24 protein-coding genes are annotated in these 21,572 nt (G+C 70.7%); 11 read left to right on the top strand and 13 right to left on the bottom strand.

The window, feature by feature from the left end:
• Nucleotides 1–131: 131 nt before the first annotated feature.
• The 3 genes from OKJ99_RS39295 to OKJ99_RS39305 are packed head-to-tail and all read left to right on the top strand — an operon-like array spanning nucleotide 132 to nucleotide 4,189.
• Entirely contained in the window at nucleotides 132–2,207 is a 2,076-nt protein-coding gene (locus OKJ99_RS39295; RefSeq protein WP_326023225.1) for an MMPL family transporter, read from the top strand.
• A 60-nt stretch (nucleotides 2,208–2,267) separates the two neighbouring features.
• The gene (locus tag OKJ99_RS39300) at nucleotides 2,268–3,521 is read left to right on the top strand and encodes a sensor histidine kinase (protein ID WP_326023226.1); all 1,254 of its coding nucleotides are present in this window, start codon (nucleotides 2,268–2,270) and stop codon (nucleotides 3,519–3,521) included.
• On the top strand, nucleotides 3,518–4,189 hold the full coding sequence (locus OKJ99_RS39305; protein ID WP_326023227.1) for a response regulator transcription factor: 672 nt from the start codon (nucleotides 3,518–3,520) through the stop codon (nucleotides 4,187–4,189). Before OKJ99_RS39300 ends, OKJ99_RS39305 begins: the two co-directional genes overlap by 4 nt.
• Here the strand turns inward: OKJ99_RS39305 and OKJ99_RS39310 are convergent.
• Together OKJ99_RS39310 and OKJ99_RS39315 are read right to left on the bottom strand one after the other, a co-directional pair.
• A complete protein-coding gene (locus tag OKJ99_RS39310; protein ID WP_326023228.1) occupies nucleotides 4,186–4,533 on the bottom strand; it encodes a VOC family protein in 348 nt (115 codons plus the stop codon). The two genes, OKJ99_RS39305 and OKJ99_RS39310, sit on opposite strands and share 4 nt — an antisense overlap.
• Nucleotides 4,534–4,563: 30 nt before the next feature.
• Nucleotides 4,564–6,636 (bottom strand): ATP-binding protein, encoded by a 2,073-nt coding sequence (locus tag OKJ99_RS39315; RefSeq protein WP_326023229.1) that lies wholly within the window; start codon nucleotides 6,634–6,636, stop codon nucleotides 4,564–4,566.
• A gap of 256 nt (nucleotides 6,637–6,892) precedes the next feature.
• On the opposite strand from OKJ99_RS39315, the gene OKJ99_RS39320 reads away from it, so the two are divergent.
• Nucleotides 6,893–8,017, top strand: a complete 1,125-nt coding sequence (locus OKJ99_RS39320) for a PP2C family protein-serine/threonine phosphatase (protein WP_326023230.1) — start codon at nucleotides 6,893–6,895, stop codon at nucleotides 8,015–8,017.
• Between the two features lie 16 nt (nucleotides 8,018–8,033).
• On the opposite strand, the gene OKJ99_RS39325 is transcribed toward OKJ99_RS39320, so the two are convergent.
• Complete coding sequence (locus OKJ99_RS39325; RefSeq protein ID WP_326023231.1) at nucleotides 8,034–8,969, bottom strand: LysR family transcriptional regulator; 936 nt, start codon at nucleotides 8,967–8,969, stop codon at nucleotides 8,034–8,036.
• A 238-nt stretch (nucleotides 8,970–9,207) separates the two neighbouring features.
• Here OKJ99_RS39325 and OKJ99_RS39330 point away from each other — a divergent pair, with 238 nt between their 5' ends.
• A complete protein-coding gene (locus tag OKJ99_RS39330) occupies nucleotides 9,208–10,323 on the top strand; it encodes an MFS transporter (RefSeq protein ID WP_326023232.1) in 1,116 nt (371 codons plus the stop codon).
• A gap of 427 nt (nucleotides 10,324–10,750) precedes the next feature.
• On the opposite strand, the gene OKJ99_RS39335 is transcribed toward OKJ99_RS39330, so the two are convergent.
• Nucleotides 10,751–11,032, bottom strand: coding sequence for a DUF397 domain-containing protein (locus tag OKJ99_RS39335; protein WP_326023233.1), 282 nt, complete (start codon nucleotides 11,030–11,032; stop codon nucleotides 10,751–10,753).
• On the bottom strand, nucleotides 11,014–11,847 hold the full coding sequence (locus tag OKJ99_RS39340; protein ID WP_326023234.1) for a helix-turn-helix domain-containing protein: 834 nt from the start codon (nucleotides 11,845–11,847) through the stop codon (nucleotides 11,014–11,016). The genes OKJ99_RS39335 and OKJ99_RS39340 overlap by 19 nt, the downstream gene beginning before the upstream one ends.
• Nucleotides 11,848–12,207: 360 nt before the next feature.
• Here OKJ99_RS39340 and OKJ99_RS39350 point away from each other — a divergent pair, with 360 nt between their 5' ends.
• Entirely contained in the window at nucleotides 12,208–12,423 is a 216-nt protein-coding gene (locus tag OKJ99_RS39350; RefSeq protein ID WP_326023237.1) for a hypothetical protein, read from the top strand.
• A 67-nt stretch (nucleotides 12,424–12,490) separates the two neighbouring features.
• Here OKJ99_RS39350 and OKJ99_RS39355 read toward each other — a convergent pair whose 3' ends face one another.
• On the bottom strand, nucleotides 12,491–12,652 hold the full coding sequence (locus tag OKJ99_RS39355; RefSeq protein WP_326023433.1) for a hypothetical protein: 162 nt from the start codon (nucleotides 12,650–12,652) through the stop codon (nucleotides 12,491–12,493).
• Here OKJ99_RS39355 and OKJ99_RS39360 point away from each other — a divergent pair.
• The 3 genes from OKJ99_RS39360 to OKJ99_RS39370 are packed head-to-tail and all read left to right on the top strand — an operon-like array spanning nucleotide 12,576 to nucleotide 14,630.
• A complete protein-coding gene (locus OKJ99_RS39360; protein ID WP_326023238.1) occupies nucleotides 12,576–13,028 on the top strand; it encodes a DUF1016 N-terminal domain-containing protein in 453 nt (150 codons plus the stop codon). The two genes, OKJ99_RS39355 and OKJ99_RS39360, sit on opposite strands and share 77 nt — an antisense overlap.
• The gene (gene recO, locus OKJ99_RS39365; protein ID WP_326023239.1) at nucleotides 13,012–13,761 is read left to right on the top strand and encodes a DNA repair protein RecO; all 750 of its coding nucleotides are present in this window, start codon (nucleotides 13,012–13,014) and stop codon (nucleotides 13,759–13,761) included. The genes OKJ99_RS39360 and recO overlap by 17 nt, the downstream gene beginning before the upstream one ends.
• Before the next feature lie 38 nt (nucleotides 13,762–13,799).
• Entirely contained in the window at nucleotides 13,800–14,630 is an 831-nt protein-coding gene (locus tag OKJ99_RS39370; RefSeq protein ID WP_326023240.1) for an isoprenyl transferase, read from the top strand.
• Between the two features lie 78 nt (nucleotides 14,631–14,708).
• Here the strand turns inward: OKJ99_RS39370 and OKJ99_RS39375 are convergent, their stop codons facing one another.
• The 4 genes from OKJ99_RS39375 to OKJ99_RS39390 form a co-directional block, all read right to left on the bottom strand.
• A complete protein-coding gene (locus OKJ99_RS39375; protein ID WP_326023241.1) occupies nucleotides 14,709–15,110 on the bottom strand; it encodes a Fur family transcriptional regulator in 402 nt (133 codons plus the stop codon).
• A gap of 67 nt (nucleotides 15,111–15,177) precedes the next feature.
• Nucleotides 15,178–16,059 (bottom strand): metal ABC transporter permease, encoded by an 882-nt coding sequence (locus tag OKJ99_RS39380; RefSeq protein ID WP_326023242.1) that lies wholly within the window; start codon nucleotides 16,057–16,059, stop codon nucleotides 15,178–15,180.
• A gap of 1 nt (nucleotide 16,060) precedes the next feature.
• A complete protein-coding gene (locus OKJ99_RS39385; protein WP_326023243.1) occupies nucleotides 16,061–16,834 on the bottom strand; it encodes a metal ABC transporter ATP-binding protein in 774 nt (257 codons plus the stop codon).
• Nucleotides 16,835–16,851: 17 nt separating this feature from the next.
• The gene (locus tag OKJ99_RS39390) at nucleotides 16,852–17,808 is read right to left on the bottom strand and encodes a metal ABC transporter substrate-binding protein (protein WP_326023244.1); all 957 of its coding nucleotides are present in this window, start codon (nucleotides 17,806–17,808) and stop codon (nucleotides 16,852–16,854) included.
• 188 nt (nucleotides 17,809–17,996) lie between these two features.
• Here OKJ99_RS39390 and OKJ99_RS39395 point away from each other — a divergent pair, with 188 nt between their 5' ends.
• Nucleotides 17,997–19,379, top strand: coding sequence for a glycine--tRNA ligase (locus OKJ99_RS39395; protein ID WP_326023245.1), 1,383 nt, complete (start codon nucleotides 17,997–17,999; stop codon nucleotides 19,377–19,379).
• A gap of 62 nt (nucleotides 19,380–19,441) precedes the next feature.
• On the opposite strand, the gene OKJ99_RS39400 is transcribed toward OKJ99_RS39395, so the two are convergent.
• From OKJ99_RS39400 to OKJ99_RS39410, 3 genes are read right to left on the bottom strand one after another with little or no spacing between them, the layout of a single operon-like run.
• Complete coding sequence (locus OKJ99_RS39400; protein WP_326023246.1) at nucleotides 19,442–19,663, bottom strand: DUF397 domain-containing protein; 222 nt, start codon at nucleotides 19,661–19,663, stop codon at nucleotides 19,442–19,444.
• Complete coding sequence (locus OKJ99_RS39405; RefSeq protein ID WP_326023247.1) at nucleotides 19,660–19,890, bottom strand: DUF397 domain-containing protein; 231 nt, start codon at nucleotides 19,888–19,890, stop codon at nucleotides 19,660–19,662. Before OKJ99_RS39405 ends, OKJ99_RS39400 begins: the two co-directional genes overlap by 4 nt.
• Entirely contained in the window at nucleotides 19,890–20,747 is an 858-nt protein-coding gene (locus OKJ99_RS39410; RefSeq protein WP_326023248.1) for a helix-turn-helix domain-containing protein, read from the bottom strand. The genes OKJ99_RS39405 and OKJ99_RS39410 overlap by 1 nt, the downstream gene beginning before the upstream one ends.
• Nucleotides 20,748–20,921: 174 nt before the next feature.
• Here OKJ99_RS39410 and OKJ99_RS39415 point away from each other — a divergent pair, with 174 nt between their 5' ends.
• Nucleotides 20,922–21,377 carry an ATP-binding protein gene (locus OKJ99_RS39415; protein ID WP_326023249.1) on the top strand — a complete coding sequence of 152 codons (456 nt, stop codon included), beginning with the start codon at nucleotides 20,922–20,924 and terminating at the stop codon, nucleotides 21,375–21,377.
• Nucleotides 21,378–21,572 lie beyond the last annotated feature (195 nt).

Here is a 21,572-nt window from a genome sequence, read left to right on the forward strand (position 1 = left end):
CCCGGGGAGTAGCGCCCCGGCCATGACGCCCCGCGCAGTACACCTCAACTCGGCCCCGCGGTCGACGTATCGGGCCCCCCTGGGTCGGAATCTGGACACGTTGGATTTCGATACCAGAGAGGGGTCAACCCATGAGGCGGATCGCGGTTCCCTGGGGGGTGCTCGCGTTGTGGGTCGCCGTGCTCGCCCTCGCGGGCCCCTTCGCCGGCAAGCTCGGCGACGTACAGCACAACCGGGCCGTCGACTATCTGCCCGCGAGCGCCGACTCGACGCAGGTCGCGAAGATCCAGGACCGGCTGCCGGGCGGCGAGACCACCGAGCTGGTGCTCGTGTACCACCGGGAAGGCGGGCTCAGCTCCGCCGACCGCGCGGCAGCTGCGGAGCAAGTGGCTGACATCGACCGGAAGTTGAGCCTCGTACGGACACCGGAAGGGGTGCCGTCCAGGAGCGGTGACACGGTGATGTACCCCGTCGCCAGCACCGGCCCGGGGCAGGACGAGAAGGCCCGGGACGCGTTCGTCAACGACGTACGGGACCTCGCCCATGACACCGGCGCCGGGCTGAGCGTCGACGTCGGCGGGCCCGGAGCGCTGGCCACCGACGCGTCCGAGGTGTACCAGTCGCTCGACGGGCCGCTGCTCTACACCACCGTGGCCGTCGTCGCGCTGCTGCTGATCCTGATCTACCGCAGCCCGTTCCTGTGGCTCGTGCCGCTCGCCGTCGCCGGGGTCGCCGACTTCCTGTCGATGGGCGTCGCGTACGGCCTCAACCAGGCCTTCGGGACCACGATCAGCGGGCAGAGCCAGGGCGTGATGACGATCCTCGTCTTCGGCGCGGGAACCGACTACGCGCTGCTCATCGTGGCCCGGTACCGGGAGGAGCTGCGGAGGTTCGAGCGGCCCTACGACGCCATGCGGGCGGCTCTGCGCGGCTGCGGGCCCGCCGTGCTCGCCTCGTCAGCGACCGTCGCCGCCGGGCTGCTCTGCCTGCTCGCCGCCGACCTCAATTCGAGCCGCGGCATGGGCCCGTTGGGGGCCGTCGGCGTGCTGTGCGCGCTCGTCGCCATGCTGACGCTGCTGCCCGCCGTGCTCGTGCTGCTCGGGCGGCGGGTGTTCTGGCCGCTGGTGCCCGCGTTCGGCTCGCGGCCCAAGGAGCGCAGGTCGCTGTTCACGGCGATGGGCTCGTCGGCGGGGCGCAGGCCGCTCACCGTGCTGGGCGTCGGCGCCGTACTGCTCGGGGCGCTCGCGCTGGGAGCCTTCGCGCTGCCCGGCAGCCTCAAGCAGGAGGACTCCTTCACCGACAGGCCGGACTCGGTCGTCGCGATGCGGACCCTCGCCGCCGCCTATCCGGAGGCCAGCAGCCAGCCGATCACCGTCATCGCGCCCACCGGAAAGGCCACCGAGGCGGTCGCGACCGCGCGCGACACCGACGGCGTCACCGACGTCACGCGCGGGCGCAGCGGCAGCGGCTGGACCGAGATCAACGTGGTCGCGAAGGCCGCGCCGCAGACCGCCGCCGAGACCGCCACCATCGAGGCGCTGCGCGACGGGCTCGACGGGCGGGGCGCCTACGTCGGCGGGCCGAGCGCCGAGCAACTCGACCTGAAGGACACCAACGCCCGCGACCGGCTCGTCGTCGTGCCGATCGTGCTCGCCGCCGTGCTGCTGATCCTGGTCGTCCTGCTGCGCAGCCTGGTCGCGCCGCTGCTGCTGCTCGCCGCCGTGGTCGCGGTGTGGGGAGCGGCGCTCGGCATCGGCGGGCTCGTCTTCGGGCCGCTGTTCGGCTTCGAGGGCACCGATCCGGGGCTCGGGCTGCTGTCCTTCGTCTTCCTCGTCGCCCTCGGCGTGGACTACGGGATCTTCCTGATGCACCGGATGCGGGAGGAGGTGCTCGGCGGGGCGCCGACCGGGGCGGCGGCGCTCACCGCGCTGCGGACGACCGGGGCGGTCATCGCGTCGGCGGGCCTGGTGCTCGCGGCCACGTTCGCCGTGCTCACCAGCATGCCGCTGGTCCAACTCGTCGAGCTGGGCTTCGTGATCGCGGTCGGGGTGCTCCTCGACACCTTCCTCGTACGGACATACCTCGTGACGTCGGCGTCCTACGCGCTCGGCCGCAAGGTGTGGTGGCCCGGGCCGCTGTCCCGGCGGCTGCCCGGGGCGCCCGCCGCCCCGCCGGCCGAGGAACCCGCCCTCACCCGCACCCCCTGAAACGCACACCAGGACGCTCCTCCCTCCCGGAGGGGCGTCTCCCTGACGGAAGATGAACCGGTGGACGTCCAACGACTGTTCCTGATGCCCGGGGTCGTCCCGGGGCCCGTGCGTCCTGCCGGGCCGCCGGACCCCGGCCGCGTGTTCCGCCAGGACGCGGTGCTCGCCGCGGTGCTGGCGGCCGGTGCCGTGGTTCTCGCGCTCATCGTGCGGGCCGACGGCCGCCAACTGAACGCCGTCGGCTGGGTGTTGCTGCTCGCCGCGCACGTTCCGGCGCTCTGGCGGCGGCGTGCCCCGCTCCTGTCGCTGCTCGGCGTGGCCGCGTTCGTCGTTCCGTACCACGCGATGGGCTTCACCGATTCGGCGCCGGTGGCCGTCTCCCTGGTCAGCCTGTTCACCGTCGCCCGGACGGGGCGGCCGCTGCGGTCCGTGCTCGTCGGCTCCGCCGTCATCGGGCTGATGCTCCTCGTGAAGTTCAGCCACGGCATGGCCGAGGGGGCGCAGGCGCTGCGGGTCTCCGGCTGGATCGTCACCGTCGTCCTCTTCGGCGTGTACGCGCGGGTGCACCGGCAGTACCTCGCCTCCGTCGTGGAACGGGCCGAGCGGGCAGAGCGGACGCGGGAGGAGGAGGCGCGGCGGCGGGTCGCGGAGGAGCGGTTGCGGGTGGCGCGCGATCTGCACGATCTGCTCGCGCACAGCATCACCCTGGTCGGCGTGCAGACGTCCGTCGCGGCGCATGTCCTGAACGCGGATCCCGAGCGGCTCGACCGGGCCACCGTCGCCAAGGCGCTCGACGACATCGCGGACACGTGTCGGGCGGCGCGGGGCGAACTCCGCGCCACACTTGAGGTGTTGCGGTCGTCGCCGGACGATGCGCGGGGGCCGTTGCCGGGGGTGGACGGGATACCGGAGTTGGCGGAGGCGGCGCGTGCGTCGGGGGTTTCGGTGCGGTGCGACCTTGAGGATTCCGCGGTGCCGGCGGTGGTGGGCGCGGCGGCGTACCGGATCGTTCAGGAGGCGTTGACCAACGCGGTGCGGCACGGTGGGGCGGGTCTGTCGGTGCGGGTTGCGCTGCGCGCGGCTCCCGGGGTGGTGGAGGTTTCCGTGGTGGACGACGGGATGGGGAGCGGTGTGGATCTGGATGAGGCCGCCGCGCCGGGGTTCGGGTTGGTGGGGATGCGGGAGCGGGCGCGGAGTGTGGGGGGTGTGCTGGAGGCGGGGCCGCGGGCCGCGGGTGGGTTCGAGGTTCGGGCCAGCCTGCCGTTGACGTCATCCGGCTCCGCCCCGGCCCCCGCGGAAGGGAGTGGCCGGTGAGTTCCATTCGTGTGCTGCTTGCTGATGATCAGACGCTCGTTCGGGCCGCCTTCGCCATGCTTGTCGAGTCCGCCGGAGACATGGACGTGGTGGGGCAGGCCGGGACCGGGCGGGAGGCTGTAGCGTCGGCTCGGGAAGCGCGGGCCGATGTGGTCGTCATGGACATCCGGATGCCCGATCTCGACGGCATCGAGGCGACCCGGCTGCTCGCCGCCGATGAGGACCTGGCAGGCGTGAAGGTACTGGTGCTGACCACGTACGACACCGATGAGCACGTGGTCGAGGCGTTGCGCGCCGGTGCCTCCGGGTTTCTCGTGAAGGACACCAGACCCGCCGAACTCCTCGATGCCATACGGATCGTGGCCGCGGGCGATTCGCTGCTGTCGCCGGGGCCCACCGCCCGGCTCATCGCCCGTGTGCTGCGCGCCCCGGAGGTGCCCGCGCCGTCGACGGCCGGCGCTCTCGGTCAACTGTCGGAGCGCGAGCGCCAGGTGCTCGCGCTCGTCGCGCGTGGGCTCAACAACTCCGAGATCGCCGAGACGCTCGGGCTCAGCCCGCTCACCGCCAAGACCCACGTCAGCCGGATCATGGGCAAGCTGGCCGCGCGGGACCGGGCGCAGTTGGTGATCGCCGCGTACGAGTCGGGGCTCGTGGCCCCGTCGGGTTAGGAGTGTGCCGTCGGGTGCAGCGGCTCGTACAGGCCCATCTCGCCGCCGCCCGGCAGGCGCAGCGACGTGAGGCGGCCCCAGCGCTGGTCCTGGACGGGGGACGTGAACTCGACGCCCTTGTCCTTCAGTTCGGCGATCGTGCGGTCCACGTCGTCGCACATCAGCATCAGCTCGTGCTTGGGCGCGCCCTCCGTCGGGTGCACCGCGATCTCGGAGGGCGGCGCCGTGAAGATCAGCCAGCCGCCCCCGGCGTCGACGTGCGGGAAACCGAGGACGTCCCGGAGGAAGGCCCGGTCGGCATCCGCGTCGGAGGAGTAGAGGACGGTGTGCGCTCCTGTGATCATGCGGGCGAGCGTAGCGGGGCGGGTGCGCGGTCAGCGGGTGTCGACACCGGTTTCCGTGGCCAGGCTGTAGGCGATGCCGTCCGCGGTGTCCATTTCGAGGCCCGCCGCGTACTGCTCGTCGTACGCGCGGTCGCCGAGCGTCTCCCGGATGCGGTGCTCGGTGCGGTGCCGCGTGGCCACGAGGTCGGGGGAGCCGAGCTGGGGGCGGCCGAGGCCGTGCCACATGCGCTGGGCGATGCCGAGCAGCCGGGCGGCGCGCCGGGTTTCGCCGAGCGTACTCAGTGAGGAGGCCAGGGCCTCGACCGCCAGCGCGACGCCGACGCGATCGCGGAACCGGGACTTGCCCGCGATGGTGGCCAGCGCGTGCCGCGCGGCCTCGTCGGGGCGGCCCTGGCCGTTCGCCGCGAGGGCCGCCGCCCAACTGGCCCAGGTGTGTGACCACTGTTCGCCCCGTCGGCCGCACTCCTCCTTGAGCCTGCGCGCCACCACGGCGGCCTCCGCGAACTCGCCCGACAGGACATGCACGAGCGCGCGTCCGGCCGTCGAGAGACACCAGGCCGAGTCGTAGGGCCCGATGTATCCCCGCAGGTCCGGCGCTGCGTCGAGCACATCGGCGGCCTCCGACAGCCGCCCCATCAGGCACAGTGAGGTGCTCTCCAGATAGGACGCCGCCATCACCTGGGCCGGTGAGGGCGCGGGCAGCGTGCGTTCGCGGAACATCCCCGCCACCTTCAGGCCCGTCTCGGTGTCGCCCTGCGAGAGCGCCGCCGTCGCCCGGGCCCACAGGCCGAGCAGGTACTCGGGGCCCGGCCGCTCGGACAGGGCCAGCGCCGCCTCCGCGTACCGCCGGCCCTCGCGGGCGAACCCGCAGGGGAACCAGAGGATCCACAGATGCCCGCAGAGTTGCTGCGCGGCCGGCCCGTCGCGGGTCTCCAGGCAGAAGTCGAGCGCCATCCGGAAGTTGGGGTGCTCGGTGACGAGGCGCTCGTACCACTGCTCCTGCTCGCGCCCCATCCAGCCCGCGTCGGCCCGCCGCGCGAGCTCCAGGTGGAAGTCCCGGTGCCTGCGCCGCGCCCCCGCCACCTCCTCGGGCCCGAGCCGCTCCAACCACGACGCCCCGAACTCGCGGACCGTGTCGAGCATGTCGTAGCGCCCGCCGGGCCTGCGCCGCACCAGTGATTTGGCCACGAGTCCTTCGAGCGCCCCGGAGACCGCGTTCTCGCCGAGCGGCCCGCCGCGGCCCACCACCCGCGCGCCCGCCGGGTCGAAGCCGCCGCTGAACACGGAGAGCCGCGCCCACAGCAACCGTTCGAGCGGCGTGCACAGTTCGTGGCTCCAGCCCATGGTGGCGCGCAGTGTGCGATGGCGCGGGGGACCGGTGTGCCCGTCCGCCGCGGTCAGCGCGTCCAGGCGGTCGCCGAGCAGGGAGCCGAGTCGCTCCAGGGGGATTTCGGCGAGCCGGGCCGCGGCCAGCTCGATCGCCAGCGGGATGCCGTCGAGGTGCCGACAGACGGCCTCGGCGACGCCCCGCTCAGCGGGCCCGAGCCGGAAGGAGGGGGAGGCGAGCGCCGCCCGGTCGGCGAAGAGCGCGACCGCGTCGCCGGGCCGCCCCTCGTCGCCCTCGGCCGTGACGGGCAGCGGCGCGACCATGAACCGGTGCTCGTCGGCGAGCCCCAGCGGCTGCCTGCTCGTCGCCAGGACGCGAAGGCCCGGCGCGACGTCGAGCAGCTTGCGGACCAGGCGGCCGCAGTCGTCCAGAAGGTGCTCGCACGTGTCGAGGACGAGCAGCACCCGCTTGTCGGCGAGCCACTGGGCGACGACGTCGGTGGCGTCCTCGTTCGAGTTGTCGGCGAGCCGCAGTTCCTCCAGGAGTACGTTGCCGAGCAGCGTCGGGTCGTGCAGCGGGGAGAGCGGCACGAAGCACACCGCGTCCGCCAGGCGCGGGCCCGTGCGCAGGGCCAGGCGCGCGGCGAGCCGCGTCTTGCCGACCCCGCCCACGCCGGTGAGTGTGAGCAGCCGATGGTCGCTCAGCTCCTGGTCCAGGTACGCGAGTTCGGCCTCGCGACCGATGAACTGAGTGGCCTCGACGGGCAGGGTTTCCACGCCCACAGTCTGCTCCGCCCGGCGCGCCGACTCGCCGGGATCCGCCGAGCTGAGCACCTGCGGCGCGCCTCGCCCCGGATATCGGACGGAATGCGACCGAGAGTGACCAGTTCCGGTCCTTGCCGGTCCTTGCCGGTCCGATGGGGTTCAACGGAGTGCGTCGGTCGGCGTGTTGGTCCATAGTGGGCCGTTCACTCACGCGGGGCGGGCGGAGCGGCGAGGTCGAGGAATGCTACGAAGTCGGTGGGGAGCCCACGTGCTGTGGGTCTCTCTCCTCGGTCTGTGCGCCGCACTCGCGGCCTGCGCCGGCGCCTGGCAGCCAGCCCGTCCCGCTGTCGCGATCCTGCTCATCGGCCCCGTCCTGGCCTGTACCCGGCTCGGCGCGCGGGCCACGCTCGCCACGGCTGCCTGGGCCCTGGCCCTCGCGGTGGCAGTGGGCATCGTCCGGCACGCCGACGTCGGCCCGCAGCTCGTGGTCGAGTACCTCGTGCTGCTCGTCGGCGGCCTCGCCGCGGTCCGGATCGCCCGTGGGGCGGCGGCCCGTTCCTCCCGGCTGCGCCAGCTCGGCGAGGTCGCGCAGGCGACCCAGGCGGCGCTCCTGCGCCCGGTCGACGCGCGGTTCGGCGACATCAACGTGCACACCCGCCACCACTGCGCGGTCGCCTCGGCCACGGTCGGCGGCGACGTCTACGCCGTGGCGGACACCCCGTACGGGCTACGGGTGTTCATCGGCGACGTACGGGGCCACGGCCTCGACGCGATGTGCGTCAACGCCGCGGCCGCCGACGGGTTCCGCGACCTCGCCTACGTCACCCCGGACCTCACGGAACTCGCCGTGCGCCTCGACGCCCGTATCGCCCCCGTGCTCGGCCCGGAGGACTTCGTCACGGCCGTGTTCGCCGAGTTCGCGCCGGGCGAGGTCAGGCTCGTCAACTGCGGCCATCCGCCGCCCCTGCGGATGGGCGTCCACCCCAAGTTCCTCTCTCCGGTGGCCTGTTCGCTGCCCCTGGGCCTCGGCTGCGAGCCCACCCAGTCCCGCTACTGGCTGCAGTCCGGTGACCGCCTGCTCCTCTACACGGACGGGCTCGTGGAGGCACGGGACGCGGCGGGCGGGGAGTTCCCGCTCTTCGAGCGCGCCCGCGAGGCGCTGGCGCATGCGTTGCCGTGGGAGGCGCTCGACCGTTTGTACGGGGAGGTGGCCGCGCACACGGGTGGGCCGTTGCGGGATGACGTGGCGCTGGTCCTGTGTGAGAGCGGTGCGCACGCGGGCCCTCCGGTTTTTGAGGGGTGGGGTTCGGGGCCGCGGGCCGGCGGGGCGGCGTGCCAGAGGCCACGGGGCTCTGCCCCGGACCCCGCTGCTCAATCGCCGCAGGGGCTCTGATTGGGGGCGTGGGCACTCAACCGGCGTGCAGTGGGTGGGCGTTGATGATGGGGCCCAGGTCCTTCGCCAAGGCCGTTGCCAGCGCCCGGAAGATGCGTACCTCCGGGTTGTCGTCGCCCGCCCGCACCGCGAGGTAACTGCTCTCCCACGGGGCGTCGAGCACCGGCACGAACACCGCGCCGGGCCACGCGTAGTACCGCGCGAAGGACCGCAGACCCGATCCGGCGGCCCGCCCGGTCACCACGCCGGTCAGCACCTCCTGCGGGGTGAGCGCGCACTCGGTGCTGCGGCGCCGCGCCCGGTCGTCGAAGTACAGGTAGTCGGTGAACGTGTGCGGGGTGTGCCGGGGCACCCGGAAGAACGGCAGGTCGGCCACGTCCGTGACGCCCACACCGGTCGCGCGGGCGTCCGCGAGCGGTGAGCGCTCGGGCACCACGACGATCCGCTGCTCCGTGGTGAGCACATCGGCGACGACCCGCTCGTCGTCCGGGCTCGGCCGCACGAACGCGACGTCGACCCGGTCCTCCAGGAGCCCGGTCACGTGCTCCGTGAAGTTCAGCTGCCGGATCTCGACCTTCACATCGGGGCGGGCCCGCCGGTACGCGTTGATGGCGGCCGGGGTCAGCTCGGCCGAGCCGTGCCCCATGATCCCCACCCGCAGCGGGCGACCGGCCTCCGGTTCCCGGGCCGTGACCTCCGCCACGTCGTCGAGCGCGGCGTTCGCGGCGGCGAGCAGGACGCGCGCGTGCCCGGCCAGGCGCACTCCGGCGGCTGTCGGCACGACGGGGGTCGCCGTCCGGTCGAGCAGCCGTGCGCCGACCTGGCTCTCCAGGCGTTGCAGGTGCTGGGTGACGGCGGCCGGCGACAGAAACAGCCGCCCGGCGGCCCGCCCGAAGTGCCCTTCTTCGACGACCGCCAGGAACGACGACAAAAGTCGCAGGTCAAGCGCCATACGCCCAGCGTAGGCGGAGAGCGGGGTGGTCGGCACGGGCCGTTCACGATTCATGAAGGCCCCGTGCGCGCCGAACGATCGGGGACGTACCACTGGGGCCATGACCCGCCCCGAGACCCCACCAGCGACCTCTCCGCCGACCGCACCTGCTCAGGAAAATGTCGCAGTTATACGTAAGACTGCGACATTTTCCGGAGGGCACTCCATGCTGCGGGGCGGGAGGCAGGAGTCGCCAAGGGTGTCCCGAGGTGGCCGGGCAGCCTGGATCATGCTGGCGTCCGGCTGGAGCGCCAACCAGTTCTCGGCCCTGCTCGGCGCCTACCGCAGCCACCTGGGCCTGAGCGAGTCGACGGTGACGGGCCTGTTCGCGGTGTACGTGGTGGGGCTCATCCCGGCACTCCTCGTGGCGGGCCCGATGGCCGACCGGAAGGGCCGTCGGGTCGTGGCGCTCACGGCCCTGGCGCTGAACGTCCTCTCCACATTGCTGTTGATGGCCGGTGGTGTCTGGGCCACGTGGCTGCTGCTGCCCGGCCGCTTCCTCACCGGAGTCAGCGCGGGCGCGCTGCTCGCGGCGGGCAGTGCGTGGATCAAGGAACTCTCCGGTTCGCCGCGCCGCTCGGGCCTCTTCGTCTCGGCGGGCTTCGCGACCGGTGGCCTCGGTGCGGCGCTCATCGCGCAGTGGGCGCCGTGGCCGATGGTGACGGCGTACGTCCCGCACGTGGTGCTCGCCGTCGCGGCGGGGGCGCTGGCCGCGCGGGAGCCGGAGACGCGGTCCGCGGCCGCCCACGCGGGGCGGGCCGTATCGGGCCCGCACCCCGGTACGCGCCCGTTCCGTCGCCAGGTCCTCACGATGGCCCCCTGGATCTTCGCGGCACCCACCATCGGCTTCGTCACGCTCCCCGGAAGCCTGCACGCGGGCCTGATCCTCACGGGCGTCGCGACCGCGGTGGTCCCCGGGGCAGGTCTGCTGACGGCGCGCCGGCCCGGCGTCACCGCGACACCGGGCCTCCTCGCGATCGCCGTGGGCGCGGGGGTGGCGGCAGGCGCGGCGGCCACGTCGAACGTCCCTCTCGCCCTGCTGGCGGCGGCGATTCTCGGCGCGGGCTACGGCCTGAGCCTCGCGTACGGCCTGACCCGGACGGCGGCGCTGGCCCCGCCCCACCAACTCGCCCGCTGGACGGCCAAGTTCTGGACGGCGGCGTACGTGGGGATGTTCACGCCGTACGTCATCACGCTGGTGTCGCGGACGGCACCGGTACCTGCGGTGCTGGCGGCGGTGGCCATCCTGGCGGCCACCCACGCGACACTCCAGCTCCGCCACCCACCCACGGCCGCGACGCATCCCCCGAAGTAGCCACCAACCCCCACCCACCGGGCTTCGGTCCGACGGGATGTCGCCGCGCTTACGCCTCCGCCCAGGCCAGAACCGTGCCTCACGCGCCGCGTCAGCTCCGCCGCCGGTCGTGGCGCCGCCGCCACCTCCCACTCACCGGGCTTCGGCCCCACGGGGTATCGCCGTGCTCACGCCTGCGCCTTGGCTCCGGCCGGCACCGTGCCTCACGCGCCGCGTCAGCTCCGCCGCCAGTCGTGGCGCCGCCGCCACCTCCCACCCACCGGGCTTCGGTCCGACGGGGTGTCGCCGCGCTTACGCCTCCGCCTCGGCTCCGGCCGGCACCGTGCCTCACGCGCCGCGTCAGCTCCGCCGCCGGTCGTGGCGCCGCCGCCATCTCCCACCCACCCGCCCCCTCCGGGGGCTTCGGCCCCGCGGGGTGTCGCCGTGCTCACGCCTTCGTCTTGGCCCCGGCCACGAACGCGGTCCACGCGTCCGCACCGATGACGACGACGTCGCCGTCGACGACCTTGGAGTCCCGGACAGGCACGACACCGGGGACTCCGTCGGCGACTTCGAGGCAGTCACCGTCATGCCCGTTGCTGTACGTCGACTTGCGCCAACGAGCGGCGCCCACAAAGTCGTAGGCGACCTCGACGCAGGACTCGCCGCCGTCGCCACCGCTGTAACTGCTCTTGCGCCAACGGGCGTTGCTCAGTTCGTAGGTGCGCATCTCTCGAAGTCCCTTGCGGCCGACTCGATCATGGTGAGGGACGCCTCCAGCGGCAGCGCGGCGACCCTGAGCAGATCGTAGTGCGCCTGTGCGCGCTTCACGGCGGCCGGATCGTCCAGCAAGTTCCCCGCCAACACGCCCTCTGTATAGACGGCCGGAGGGGCGTCGTCGAACTCCATGAGCGTCATCATCTTCCCCATGGCGGGGTGGGCCCCCGCGGAGAAAGGCAACACGTGGATCATCGCCCTGCGGGCGCGGACTGCGGCGGTAAGGGCGTCCAACTGCTGGGACGTTGCGGCCGGGGCGCCCACCGGGATGCGCAGTACGGACTCGTGCAGGATCGCCCAGTACAGCGGGCGCGTAGGGTCCGCCAACACCTCGGCACGGTCCATGCGGGCCTGCACCATTTCCTCGACGTACTCCTCCGCGACGAGCGGGTTGCTGGCGAAGTAGATCGCCCGCGCGTAGGCGGGCGTCTGGAGGAGCCCGGGTACGACGGCTGGGGCGTAATCACAAATCTTGGTGGCCGACCGTTCCAGGTCCGCAACGTGCGCGAAGTAGTCCGCATACCGCTGGTCGCGAATCAGGCCGCGCCACATCCGCTCGAAAATACCGTCGGTTTGCAGTGACTCGTCAATCCTGCGGGCTACATCCAACTGCGGCTTGCGAATTGCCTGTTCGAATTGGCCGATGTAGCCGCCGGAAACAAATACCCGTATCCCCAACTCCACTTGGGTGAGCCCCGCGTCCTCGCGGCGCCGCTTCAGCTCCACCCCGAAGAACTCCCACGCCGCTTGGCGCGAACCCTTGGCCATGGCCAACCCCCAAGTCAAGCCCCGCAGTTGTAGTGCGCAGACCCCTCCCCACTGTAGGGACAGCGCGCCAGCGTGGAGACGCAAAGCGTGAAATCCAATGAGGCAGGGGAGCCACGTGGCGGAACAATCGAAGCACGCCGCGCTGTGCGTGGAGGAAGCCGAGGAAATGGTGGAGACATTGCGAGCCGCACTTGCCGGAGTGGGAATTGTGCTGCCCTCGCTCGGCCTCGATCCCGGGTCAATCGCACGGAGTGCCCCGTGTCCCTTGGTGGAATTGGGGCGTTGTTCGGTTGACGCGGCGGCCCGGCTAGCCGCCGTACTCCTCGCAGGCACGGACACGGACGACAGGAGCGCTACGCCATGAAACCGCCGATCGGTTCGTACGCGGTCGACACGAGTACGGGTCAGGTGGGACGAGTGATGGGGTACGAGGGGCCGTACGTACAGTTGCGGCCCTTCGGGGGCGGGCGCGAGTGGGACTGTCCGCCGGAGGTGCTGCGCGTGGCGTCGACGACGGAGCGGGTGCGCGCGGCGACGGCGTACGAGAACAGAAGGAGCCGGGGCGAGGTGCCGTAGAGCGGGCAGGAAGCGCCCGGCGCCGGGTGGTGCCGGGCACGCGTGTGCCGTGCCGGGTGACCGCCTCTCACCTGCGCAGACGGTCGACGGCGCGCGCCTGCGCGCCCAGCGGGCCGGCGGCAGCAGGCCGAAGAGGCTGGGGGTCGAAGGTCGTGGCGCGGCTCGCCGCCGACCTGAAGACGACGTTCCCGAACCAGCGCGGCTTCTCGCGCAGCAACCTCATGTACATGCAGCAGATGGCCCGCACCTGGCCGGACTCAATTGTCCAACAGCCTGTTGGACAATTGCCGTGGGGCCACATCGCCCTCCTCATGAGCCGCACCAAGACCGCAGCCGAGCGCGACTTCTACGTCACCGAAGCCGCCCGCGAGGGCTGGTCGCGCGACCGGCTGGTTCGTGCGTCCCGTAGGGACGGGCCCGACGCCGTGAAGAACAGCGTGCGCGATCCCGCCCGAGCGGTGCACGGGCCCCTGCGGAGTGGCGCAGGTCATATACGACGCGGACCGGGCCTGGCGGGCTGGAGGATCCGACCGAGCCACTGCCCCCGTTCCCGCAAACGCGCTCCGCCCGTAAGGGACAATGAGTGGCATGAGTCTGTTCCGTGACGACGGGGTTGTGCTGCGCACCCAGAAACTCGGCGAGGCCGACCGCATCATCACGTTGCTCACCCGCAACCACGGACGCGTGCGCGCCGTCGCCCGCGGTGTGCGGCGTACCAAGTCCAAGTTCGGCGCCCGGCTCGAACCCTTCTCCCACGTGGACGTGCAGTTCTTCTCGCGGGGCAGCGAGCTGATCGGGCGCGGGCTCCCGCTCTGCACACAGAGTGAGACCATCGCCGCGTACGGCGGCGGCATCGTGACGGACTACTCCCGGTACACCTCGGGGACCGCCATGCTGGAGACGGCGGAACGGTTCACCGATCACGAGGGCGAACCCGCGGTGCAGCAGTACCTGCTCCTGGTCGGCGCCCTGCGCACGCTCGCCCGCGGCGAGCACGCCCCGGGCCTCGTGCTCGACGCGTTCCTGCTGCGCTCGCTCGCGGTGAACGGCTACGCGCCCACCTTCGGCGACTGCGCGAAGTGCGGAATGCCCGGTCCCAACCGGTTTTTCTCCGTCGGCGCGGGCGGCTCGGTTTGCGTCGACTGCCGGGTACCGGGCAGCGTCGTACCCTCACCGCAGGCCCTCGTCCTGCTCGGTGCGCTGCTCACCGGAGACTGGGAGACGGCGGACACGTGTGAGGCACGGTTCGTACGGGAGGGCAACGGGCTGGTGTCGGCCTACCTGCACTGGCACCTGGAGCGCGGGCTGCGCTCCCTGCGTTACGTAGAGAAAAGCTAGCTGAGAAGCTAGAGCTGAGCTAGGGGAGAGGCCGGAACATGGCACGTCGCGGAATCCTCGGACGAAACCGCCGTGAGTACACAGCGCCCGAACCGCACCCGTCGGGCGCGCGGCCGCCGAAGATCCCCGGCGAGCTGGTGCCCCAGCACGTGGCGATCGTGATGGACGGCAACGGACGCTGGGCCAAGGACCGCGGCCTGCCGCGCACCGAGGGCCACAAGGTCGGCGCCGAGCGCGTTCTCGACGTCCTCCAGGGCGCCATCGAGCAGGGCGTCGGCGCCATCTCGCTGTACGCCTTCTCCACCGAGAACTGGAAGCGCTCACCCGACGAGGTCCGCTTCCTCATGAACTTCAACCGGGACTTCATCCGCAAAACGCGCGACCAGCTCGACGAGCTGGGCGTCCGCGTGCGGTGGGTGGGGCGCATGCCCAAGCTGTGGAAGTCGGTCGCCAAGGAGCTGGAGATCTCCCAGGAGCAGACCAAGGACAACGACAAGCTGACCTTGTACTTCTGCATGAACTACGGCGGCCGCGCCGAGATCGCCGACGCGGCGCAGGCGCTCGCCGAGGACGTGAAGGCGGGGCGGCTCGACCCGTCGAAGGTGAGCGAGAAGACCTTCGCCAAGTATCTGTACTACGCGGACATGCCTGACGTGGACCTGTTCCTGCGCCCCAGCGGCGAACAGCGCACGTCCAACTACCTTCTGTGGCAGAGCGCGTACGCCGAGATGGTTTTCCAGGACGTTCTGTGGCCGGACTTCGACCGCCGGGATCTGTGGCGGGCGTGCGTCGAGTACGCGTCCCGTGACCGGCGGTTCGGCGGGGCGACGCCGAACGAGGTGCTGCTTCAGATGGAGGCCGGCAAGTAGGGCTCGCCCGGACGGCGTTGCGGTCCCGGGGCTCTGCCCCGGACCCCGCGCCTCACTCGCCGGCGGGGCATGAACGGCTCAACCGGCGGCGCACTCCGCGCAGGTGCCGAAGATCTCCACCGTGTGGGCCACGTTCACGTACCCGTGCTCGGAGGCGATCGCCTCCGCCCACTTCTCCACGGCGGGGCCCTCCACCTCCACGGCCTTGCCGCAGACGCGGCAGACCAGGTGGTGGTGATGGTCGCCGGTGGAGCAGCGGCGGTACACCGCCTCGCCCTCGGACGTCCGCAGCACGTCGACCTCGCCGGCGTCGGCGAGGGACTGGAGCGTGCGGTAGACCGTGGTCAGCCCGACCGAGTCACCCTTGTGCTTGAGGACGTCGTGCAGCTCCTGCGCGCTGCGGAACTCGTCCACCTGGTCGAGCGCCGCCGCCACGGCCGCGCGCTGGCGGGTCGACCTGCCTCGAACCGGGGCTGCCACGGGTTTCTCCTCACATCCCTGCCACGTACGTACGGCCGCCATTGTGCCAGGCAGCGCCGAGCGTGGGTCATCCATGAAGGGAAGGAGTCGCCGCCTGCTCCGGGATCGGGCACTCGGCGGGCACCGGCACGGATCGTGCCCTGTACCGGGCGAGCGGCTTCGCGAGCAGCGCGAGGACGATGAAGGCCGCGATGGTCAGGAGCACGATCGTCGCTCCGGGCGGCACGTCCTGGTAGTACGACGTGGCGGTGCCGCCGAGCGTCACCGCGACGCCGAGCGCCACCGAGATCACGAACGTCGCCTTGAAACTGCGGGTCAGCTGCTGGGCGGCGGCGACCGGCACCACCATCAGGGCGGAGACCAGCAGCAGGCCCACCACGCGCATCGCCACCGTCACCGTGACCGCCGCCGTGATCGCGATCAGCAGGTTGAGGGCGCGCACCGGCAGGCCCGTGACCCGCGCGAACTCCTCGTCCTGGCTCACCGCGAACAGCTGCTTGCGCAGGCCCACCGTCACGAGCACGACGAAGGCAGCGAGCAGGCAGATGGCGAGGACGTCGTCCTGCGACACCGTCGAGAGCGAGCCGAAGAGGTACGAGTTGAGGTTGGCGTTGGAGCCGCCGGGCGCCAGGTTGATGAACATGACGCCGCCCGCCATGCCTCCGTAGAAGAGCATCGCGAGCGCGATGTCGCCGCGCGTCTTCCCGTACCAGCGGATCAACTCCATGATCACGGCGCCGAGCACGGAGACCAGGGTCGCCATCCACACCGGCGACGTCGAGAGCAGGAAGCCGAGGCCGACGCCCGTCATCGCCACGTGGCCGATTCCGTCGCCCATCAGGGCCTGGCGGCGCTGTACGAGGTAGATGCCGACGGCCGGGGCGGTGATGCCGACGAGGACGGCGGCGAGCAGTGCCCGCTGCATGAAGTCGTAGGAGAGAAGTTCCATGTCAGCTCAGCAGTCCTGTGCGGATCGGTTCGGCGGCCGCGTGCGTGTGCGGGTGTACGTGGTCGTGGCCGGGCAGCGCGTGCTGGCCGAGGGCCTTCGGGGGCGGGCCGTCGTGCAGCACGCAGCCGTCGCGCAGGACGACCGCGCGGTCGATCAGGGGCTCCAGCGGACCGAGTTCGTGCAGCACGAGCAGGACGGAGGCGCCGGCCGCGACCTGTGTGCGCAGCGTCGCCGCGAGGATCTCCTGGCTGGCCAGGTCGACGCCCGCCATCGGCTCGTCCATGATCAGCAGCTCGGGTTCGGCGGCCAGGGCGCGCGCGATCAGCACGCGCTGGTGCTGGCCGCCGGAGAGCGCGTCCACGGAGTCCTTCGCGCGGTCCGCCATCCCGACGAGTTCGAGGGCGCGGGTCACCGCCTCCCGGTCGGCCTTGCGCATCAGCCCGAACCTCGCGCGCGAGAGGCGGCCCGAGGAGACGACCTCGGTCACTGTCGCGGGCACGCCGCCCGCGGCCGTCGTGCGCTGCGGTACGTAGCCCACGCGCGCCCAGTCCTTGAAGCGCCGCCGCGGCGTGCCGAAGATCTGGATCCCGCCGCCGGTGGTCGGGACCTGCCCGATGACGCTGCGGATGGCGGTGGACTTGCCGGACCCGTTCGCCCCGAGCAGGGCGACTACCTCGCCGCGGTGCACGGTGAGGTCGATGCCGCGCAGCACGGGGCGCCCGCCGAGCTCGGCCGTCACCTTGCTCAGCGAGATGACGGCTTCCCGTTCACCCATGTCGCCCTCCTCCGGGGTCACTTGGTGCCCAGCGCCTTCTGCAGCGCCGCCAGGTTCGACTCCATGACCGAGATGTAGTCGTCGCCCTTGGACTTGTCGGTGATGCCCTCGATCGGGTCGAGCACATCGGTCTTGAGCCTGGCGTCGCCCGCGAGGGTCCTGGCCGTCTTGTCGCTGACGAGCGTCTCGTAGAAGACGGTGCCCACCCCGTCGTCCTTCGCGGTCTTCTGGAGCTGCTTGACGCGGGCGGCGCTGGGCTCGCTCTCCGGGTCCAGGCCGTTGATGGCCTCCTCGGTGAGGCCGTAGCGCTCGGCGAGGTAGCCGAAGGCGGCGTGCGTGGTGATGAAGGTCGAGGACCTGGTGTCCTTGAGGCCCTTCTCGAACTTGGTGTTCAGCTTGTCGAGCTTTCCGACCAGAGCCTTGGTGTTCTTCTTGTAGTCGGCCGCGTGGTCCGGGTCGGCCTTCTGGAGGGCCTTGCCGACGCCCTCGGCGACCTCGGCGTACTTCACCGGGTCGAGCCAGATGTGCGGGTCGGCCGCGTCCTCGTCGTGGGTTTCCTCGCCGTGCCCGTGGTCGTGGCCGTCGACCTCGGTGCCGTGCTTCTCAAGGGCGGTCAGGGAACCCGCGTCGATCTTCGTCTTGATGTCCGACTGGTCGATGGCCTCGTCCACGGAGGGCTGCAGGCCCTTCAGGGAGACGGCGACGTCGGACTCCTCGAGCTGGGCGCGCTGCTTGGCGCTGACCTCCAGGTCGTGCGGCTCCTGGCCGGGCTCGGTCAGGTTCGTGACGTCGACGTGGTCGCCGCCGATCTCCTGGGCGAGGTACTGCATCGGATAGAACGACGCGACGACGCTCAGCTTGCCGTCGCTCCCCTTGTCCTGGGCGGCGGAGCTGCCGCACGCGGTCAGGGCGCCGAGGCCGAGGGCGGTGACGGCGGCAACGGGTATCAGGCGGCGGGATCGTCGTACGTTCATGACAGTCATTTTCAACAAAACTGGAAACGGTTGTCAACAAGGCGTCCGTCGAGGTCTTCGTCACACTCGGTCCCGCTCTGTCCCCTGAACCGATTTGGTTCGGGGGGTGGGCCCGCCGGTAACCTGAAGCATTCGCTCCCGGAGCGCGTATCCAGCGCGCTCACCGTCGTCGTAATGAAGAGAGCACCGTGGCCGCCGACAAGATCGACACCATCGTCAGCCTCAGCAAGCGCCGTGGCTTCGTCTACCCCTGCAGCGAGATCTACGGTGGTCAGCGTGCCGCCTGGGACTACGGGCCGCTGGGCGTGGAGCTGAAGGAGAACCTCAAGCGTCAGTGGTGGCGCTACATGGTCACTTCGCGCGAGGACGTCGTCGGTATCGACTCGTCCGTGATCCTGGCGACCGAGGTCTGGCAGGCCTCCGGCCATGTCGCCACGTTCACCGACCCGCTCACCGAGTGCACCTCCTGCCACAAGCGGTTCCGCGCGGACCACCTGGAGGAGGCGTTCGAGGCGAAGAAGGGCCGGCTCCCCGAGAACGGCCTCGCCGACCTCTCCTGCCCCAACTGCGGCAACAAGGGCACGTTCACCGAGCCCAAGCAGTTCTCCGGCCTGCTCTCCACGCACCTCGGCCCGACGCAGGACAGCGGCTCCGTCGCCTACCTGCGCCCCGAGACCGCGCAGGGCATCTTCACCAACTTCAGCCAGGTGCAGACGACTTCGCGCCGCAAGCCGCCGTTCGGCATCGCCCAGACGGGCAAGTCGTTCCGCAACGAGATCACGCCCGGCAACTTCATCTTCCGCACCCGCGAGTTCGAGCAGATGGAGATGGAATTCTTCGTCAAGCCGGGCGAGGACGAGGCGTGGCAGGAGTACTGGATGGAGCAGCGCTGGAACTGGTACACGGGCCTCGGCATGCGCGAGGAGAACATGCGCTGGTTCGAGCACCCGAAGGAGAAGCTCTCCCACTACTCGAAGCGCACCGCTGACATCGAGTACCGCTTCAGCTTCGGCGGCAGCGAGTGGGGCGAGCTCGAGGGCGTCGCCAACCGCACCGACTACGACCTGTCCGCGCACTCCAAGGCTTCCGGCCAGGACCTCTCCTACTTCGACCAGGAGAAGGGCGAGCGCTACACGCCGTACGTCATTGAGCCGGCCGCCGGTCTCGGCCGCGCGATGCTCGCGTTCATGCTGGACGCGTACGTCGAGGACGAGGCGCCCAACGCCAAGGGCAAGATGGAGAAGCGCACGGTCATGCGCTTCGACCACCGCCTGGCCCCGGTGAAGGTCGCGGTGCTGCCGCTGTCCCGCAACCCGGAGCTCTCGCCGAAGGCGAAGGGTCTCGCGCAGGCGCTGCGGCAGAACTGGAACATCGACTTCGACGACGCCGGTGCCATCGGCCGTCGTTACCGTCGTCAGGACGAGATCGGTACGCCGTTCTGCGTCACGGTCGACTTCGACACGCTCGACGACAACGCGGTGACCGTGCGCGAGCGCGACACCATGAAGCAGGAGCGGGTCTCCCTCGACCAGATCGAGGGCTACCTGGCCAGCCGTCTGGTCGGCTGCTGACCGACTTCACGCGTACGTACGCCCCGGTCCACCGCTTCAGCGGTGGGCCGGGGCGTTTCGTTTCAGTCGAACTCGCCGTGCAGCGCCCCGAGTTTGAACGCCTCCCATTCGTGGGCGGTGAAGCGCAGCACGAGCCCTCGCGGGTCGGCCGGATTGCGTAGGGCCACCGCGCCGCCGCCGAGCGCGGCGACTTCCACGGGACCGCTCCGGGCGGGGTCGCCCGGGGGACTCAGCCATTGCGCCTCGGAGAGGTCGAGCGCATAGAGCAGCTCTTTCTCTTTCATAGCGGCAGGGTCCCGGAGTTGATGCTTGAAACAAATGCGTGCCACGCCGAGGATTCGAAGACGATGGCGCCGAACTCCCGGTGCTTGGTGTCGCGGATTGCGCGCCGATCCGATGTGAGTTCGGCGTGCTCGATACATCCATTGGACGCGCCGCTGAACGTACTCTTTCGCCATACCGCTGACCCGACTTCGACGAGCGAGGCGGTGGGGGCGGAGGTGGGGGGCATCACGACCCGCTTTCTTGCTTGATTCGGTCACTGATGTACCGGCGGGACTGCGCAGGGGACAGCGCGGCAGCCGTCAGGTCGTCCCAGGACTTTGCGTACATCTCCACGTCGGGGCGCTGCTCCAGGAGCGTGCCGCCGGTCATGTGCTCCAGCCACGCGACCTGTACGGGCGGTTCGCCGCGCATCGTGAACAGCGTGTACGGAGCGTACTGCGCGAGGGGCAAGGTGATGTCCAATGGCAGCACCTGGATGGTGACATTGGGCAACTCGCCTGATTCCATCAGGTATTCAAATTGCTGACGGATCAATTCCCGCGGGCCCGGGATACGGTGCAGTGCGGGTGTGTCGATGACCACTCTCAGGCGGAATTCCGCAGGTCCGTCGAGCAGATCCTTGCGCCTCATTCGAGTCTTTACAAGGGGTTCGACGCGATCCGCTTCGGCCCCCACGGTGAAAATCTCGCGCATGTACGCCTCCGTCTGCAAAAGCCCTGGCAGTACCGAAGGTTCAAAGGAGCGCACGAGTGAGGAGTCGGCCTCAAGGGTGAGGTAGTCGCGCAAGTCGTCGCTCAGCAGCGGTCCTTGGCCCGACCACCAGTCCACCTTGTGGATGTCGCGGGCCAGCCGCTTGAGATTGGTGCGCTGCCGGTCGTCCTCGACTCCGTACAGATTGAGGAGGGTCGTCAGATCGAGCTGGCGGATGCCCCGCTTCCCCGTCTCGATCTGGCTGATCTTCGGTTGCCCGCATTCGAGTGCCAGTGCCGCGTCGTTGACCTTCAGGCCGGCTTCGGAGCGCAGTCGTCGCAGCTCCGCTCCGAGGCGACGGCTGCGCATGGTGGGCATCTCGCTCTGGGGCATGGGCACATGATGTCCCGCGCCTTCAGGCCACACAACTGTCATATGCCTAACCACCCCATCGATATGGTGACTCGCGCGTAATACTTGCCTAAGGCATAGTTTCGGCGCCAAGATAGTGATGCAACGCCCTTTGTCCGCAAGCGAGTTCACCGCCATGGGACCCCCGGAGGGGTAATGCAGGATCAGTCGACGGACCAGATCGAGGCGATCCAGACGATCGAGGTGCTCGATCAGCCGTGCTCGATCCGTATGGAGTACAGCCCGCACCGCCTGGAGCAGATTCGCCGGATCATCGGCGCCCGCCTGCGGTGCTGGGGCCTGCACGAGCTGGTGTACGACGCCTCGTTCGTGGCCACGGAGCTGTGCAGCAATGTGCGGCACTGTGACGACAGCACCTTCGAGTTCGCCATCAGGCGAACCGTCGACGGTGTCCGCCTCGAAGTCACGGACACGTCCCCCGGGCTCGTGGTCATCCCCACGGAGCCACCGGACTTCCTCGAGACCGGAGGCCGGGGCCTGTTCCTGGTCTCGGTCTACGCCTCCGCCGTCGGAGTGCTGCCGACGTCCACCGGGAAGGTCGTGTGGGCCGAACTGGCCCTCGGTGACGTCGACTCGGGCGGGGTTGACTGACGTGAGTCTGTGGGTGTCCAACCGAATCCTCTGCGTGGTCGCGTCGGGTGCACGCGGGGCCGCGCCGGGGTCCGGGGCGCTGCTTCCGTACGAGCCGGAAGTCGAGGGGCGGGTACGGTGCGTGGTCCCGCCCTCGTTCGGAGAGTACGAGCGGCTGCGAAAACATCACAGTGGCAGCAATATGGATTCGGTCAG

This window comes from Streptomyces endophyticus, assembly GCF_035798155.1.
Taxonomy (GTDB): domain Bacteria; phylum Actinomycetota; class Actinomycetes; order Streptomycetales; family Streptomycetaceae; genus Streptomyces; species Streptomyces endophyticus.

Bases quoted from the DNA above. Each gene is read 5' to 3' on its own strand.
- OKJ99_RS39380 (WP_326023242.1), bottom strand. From the start codon at position 16,059: ATGGAACTTCTCTCCTACGACTTCATGCAGCGGGCACTGCTCGCCGCC.
- OKJ99_RS39415 (WP_326023249.1), top strand. From the start codon at position 20,922: ATGCAGGATCAGTCGACGGACCAGATCGAGGCGATCCAGACGATCGAG.
- OKJ99_RS39310 (WP_326023228.1), bottom strand. From the start codon at position 4,533: ATGATCACAGGAGCGCACACCGTCCTCTACTCCTCCGACGCGGATGCC.
- OKJ99_RS39295 (WP_326023225.1), top strand. From the start codon at position 132: ATGAGGCGGATCGCGGTTCCCTGGGGGGTGCTCGCGTTGTGGGTCGCC.
- OKJ99_RS39405 (WP_326023247.1), bottom strand. From the start codon at position 19,890: ATGCCCCCCACCTCCGCCCCCACCGCCTCGCTCGTCGAAGTCGGGTCA.
- OKJ99_RS39390 (WP_326023244.1), bottom strand. From the start codon at position 17,808: ATGAACGTACGACGATCCCGCCGCCTGATACCCGTTGCCGCCGTCACC.
- OKJ99_RS39410 (WP_326023248.1), bottom strand. From the start codon at position 20,747: ATGCCCCAGAGCGAGATGCCCACCATGCGCAGCCGTCGCCTCGGAGCG.
- recO (WP_326023239.1), top strand. From the start codon at position 13,012: ATGAGTCTGTTCCGTGACGACGGGGTTGTGCTGCGCACCCAGAAACTC.
- OKJ99_RS39370 (WP_326023240.1), top strand. From the start codon at position 13,800: ATGGCACGTCGCGGAATCCTCGGACGAAACCGCCGTGAGTACACAGCG.
- OKJ99_RS39355 (WP_326023433.1), bottom strand. From the start codon at position 12,652: ATGTACATGAGGTTGCTGCGCGAGAAGCCGCGCTGGTTCGGGAACGTC.
- OKJ99_RS39400 (WP_326023246.1), bottom strand. From the start codon at position 19,663: ATGAAAGAGAAAGAGCTGCTCTATGCGCTCGACCTCTCCGAGGCGCAA.
- OKJ99_RS39335 (WP_326023233.1), bottom strand. From the start codon at position 11,032: ATGCGCACCTACGAACTGAGCAACGCCCGTTGGCGCAAGAGCAGTTAC.
- OKJ99_RS39340 (WP_326023234.1), bottom strand. From the start codon at position 11,847: ATGGCCAAGGGTTCGCGCCAAGCGGCGTGGGAGTTCTTCGGGGTGGAG.
- OKJ99_RS39350 (WP_326023237.1), top strand. From the start codon at position 12,208: ATGAAACCGCCGATCGGTTCGTACGCGGTCGACACGAGTACGGGTCAG.
- OKJ99_RS39385 (WP_326023243.1), bottom strand. From the start codon at position 16,834: ATGGGTGAACGGGAAGCCGTCATCTCGCTGAGCAAGGTGACGGCCGAG.
- OKJ99_RS39325 (WP_326023231.1), bottom strand. From the start codon at position 8,969: ATGGCGCTTGACCTGCGACTTTTGTCGTCGTTCCTGGCGGTCGTCGAA.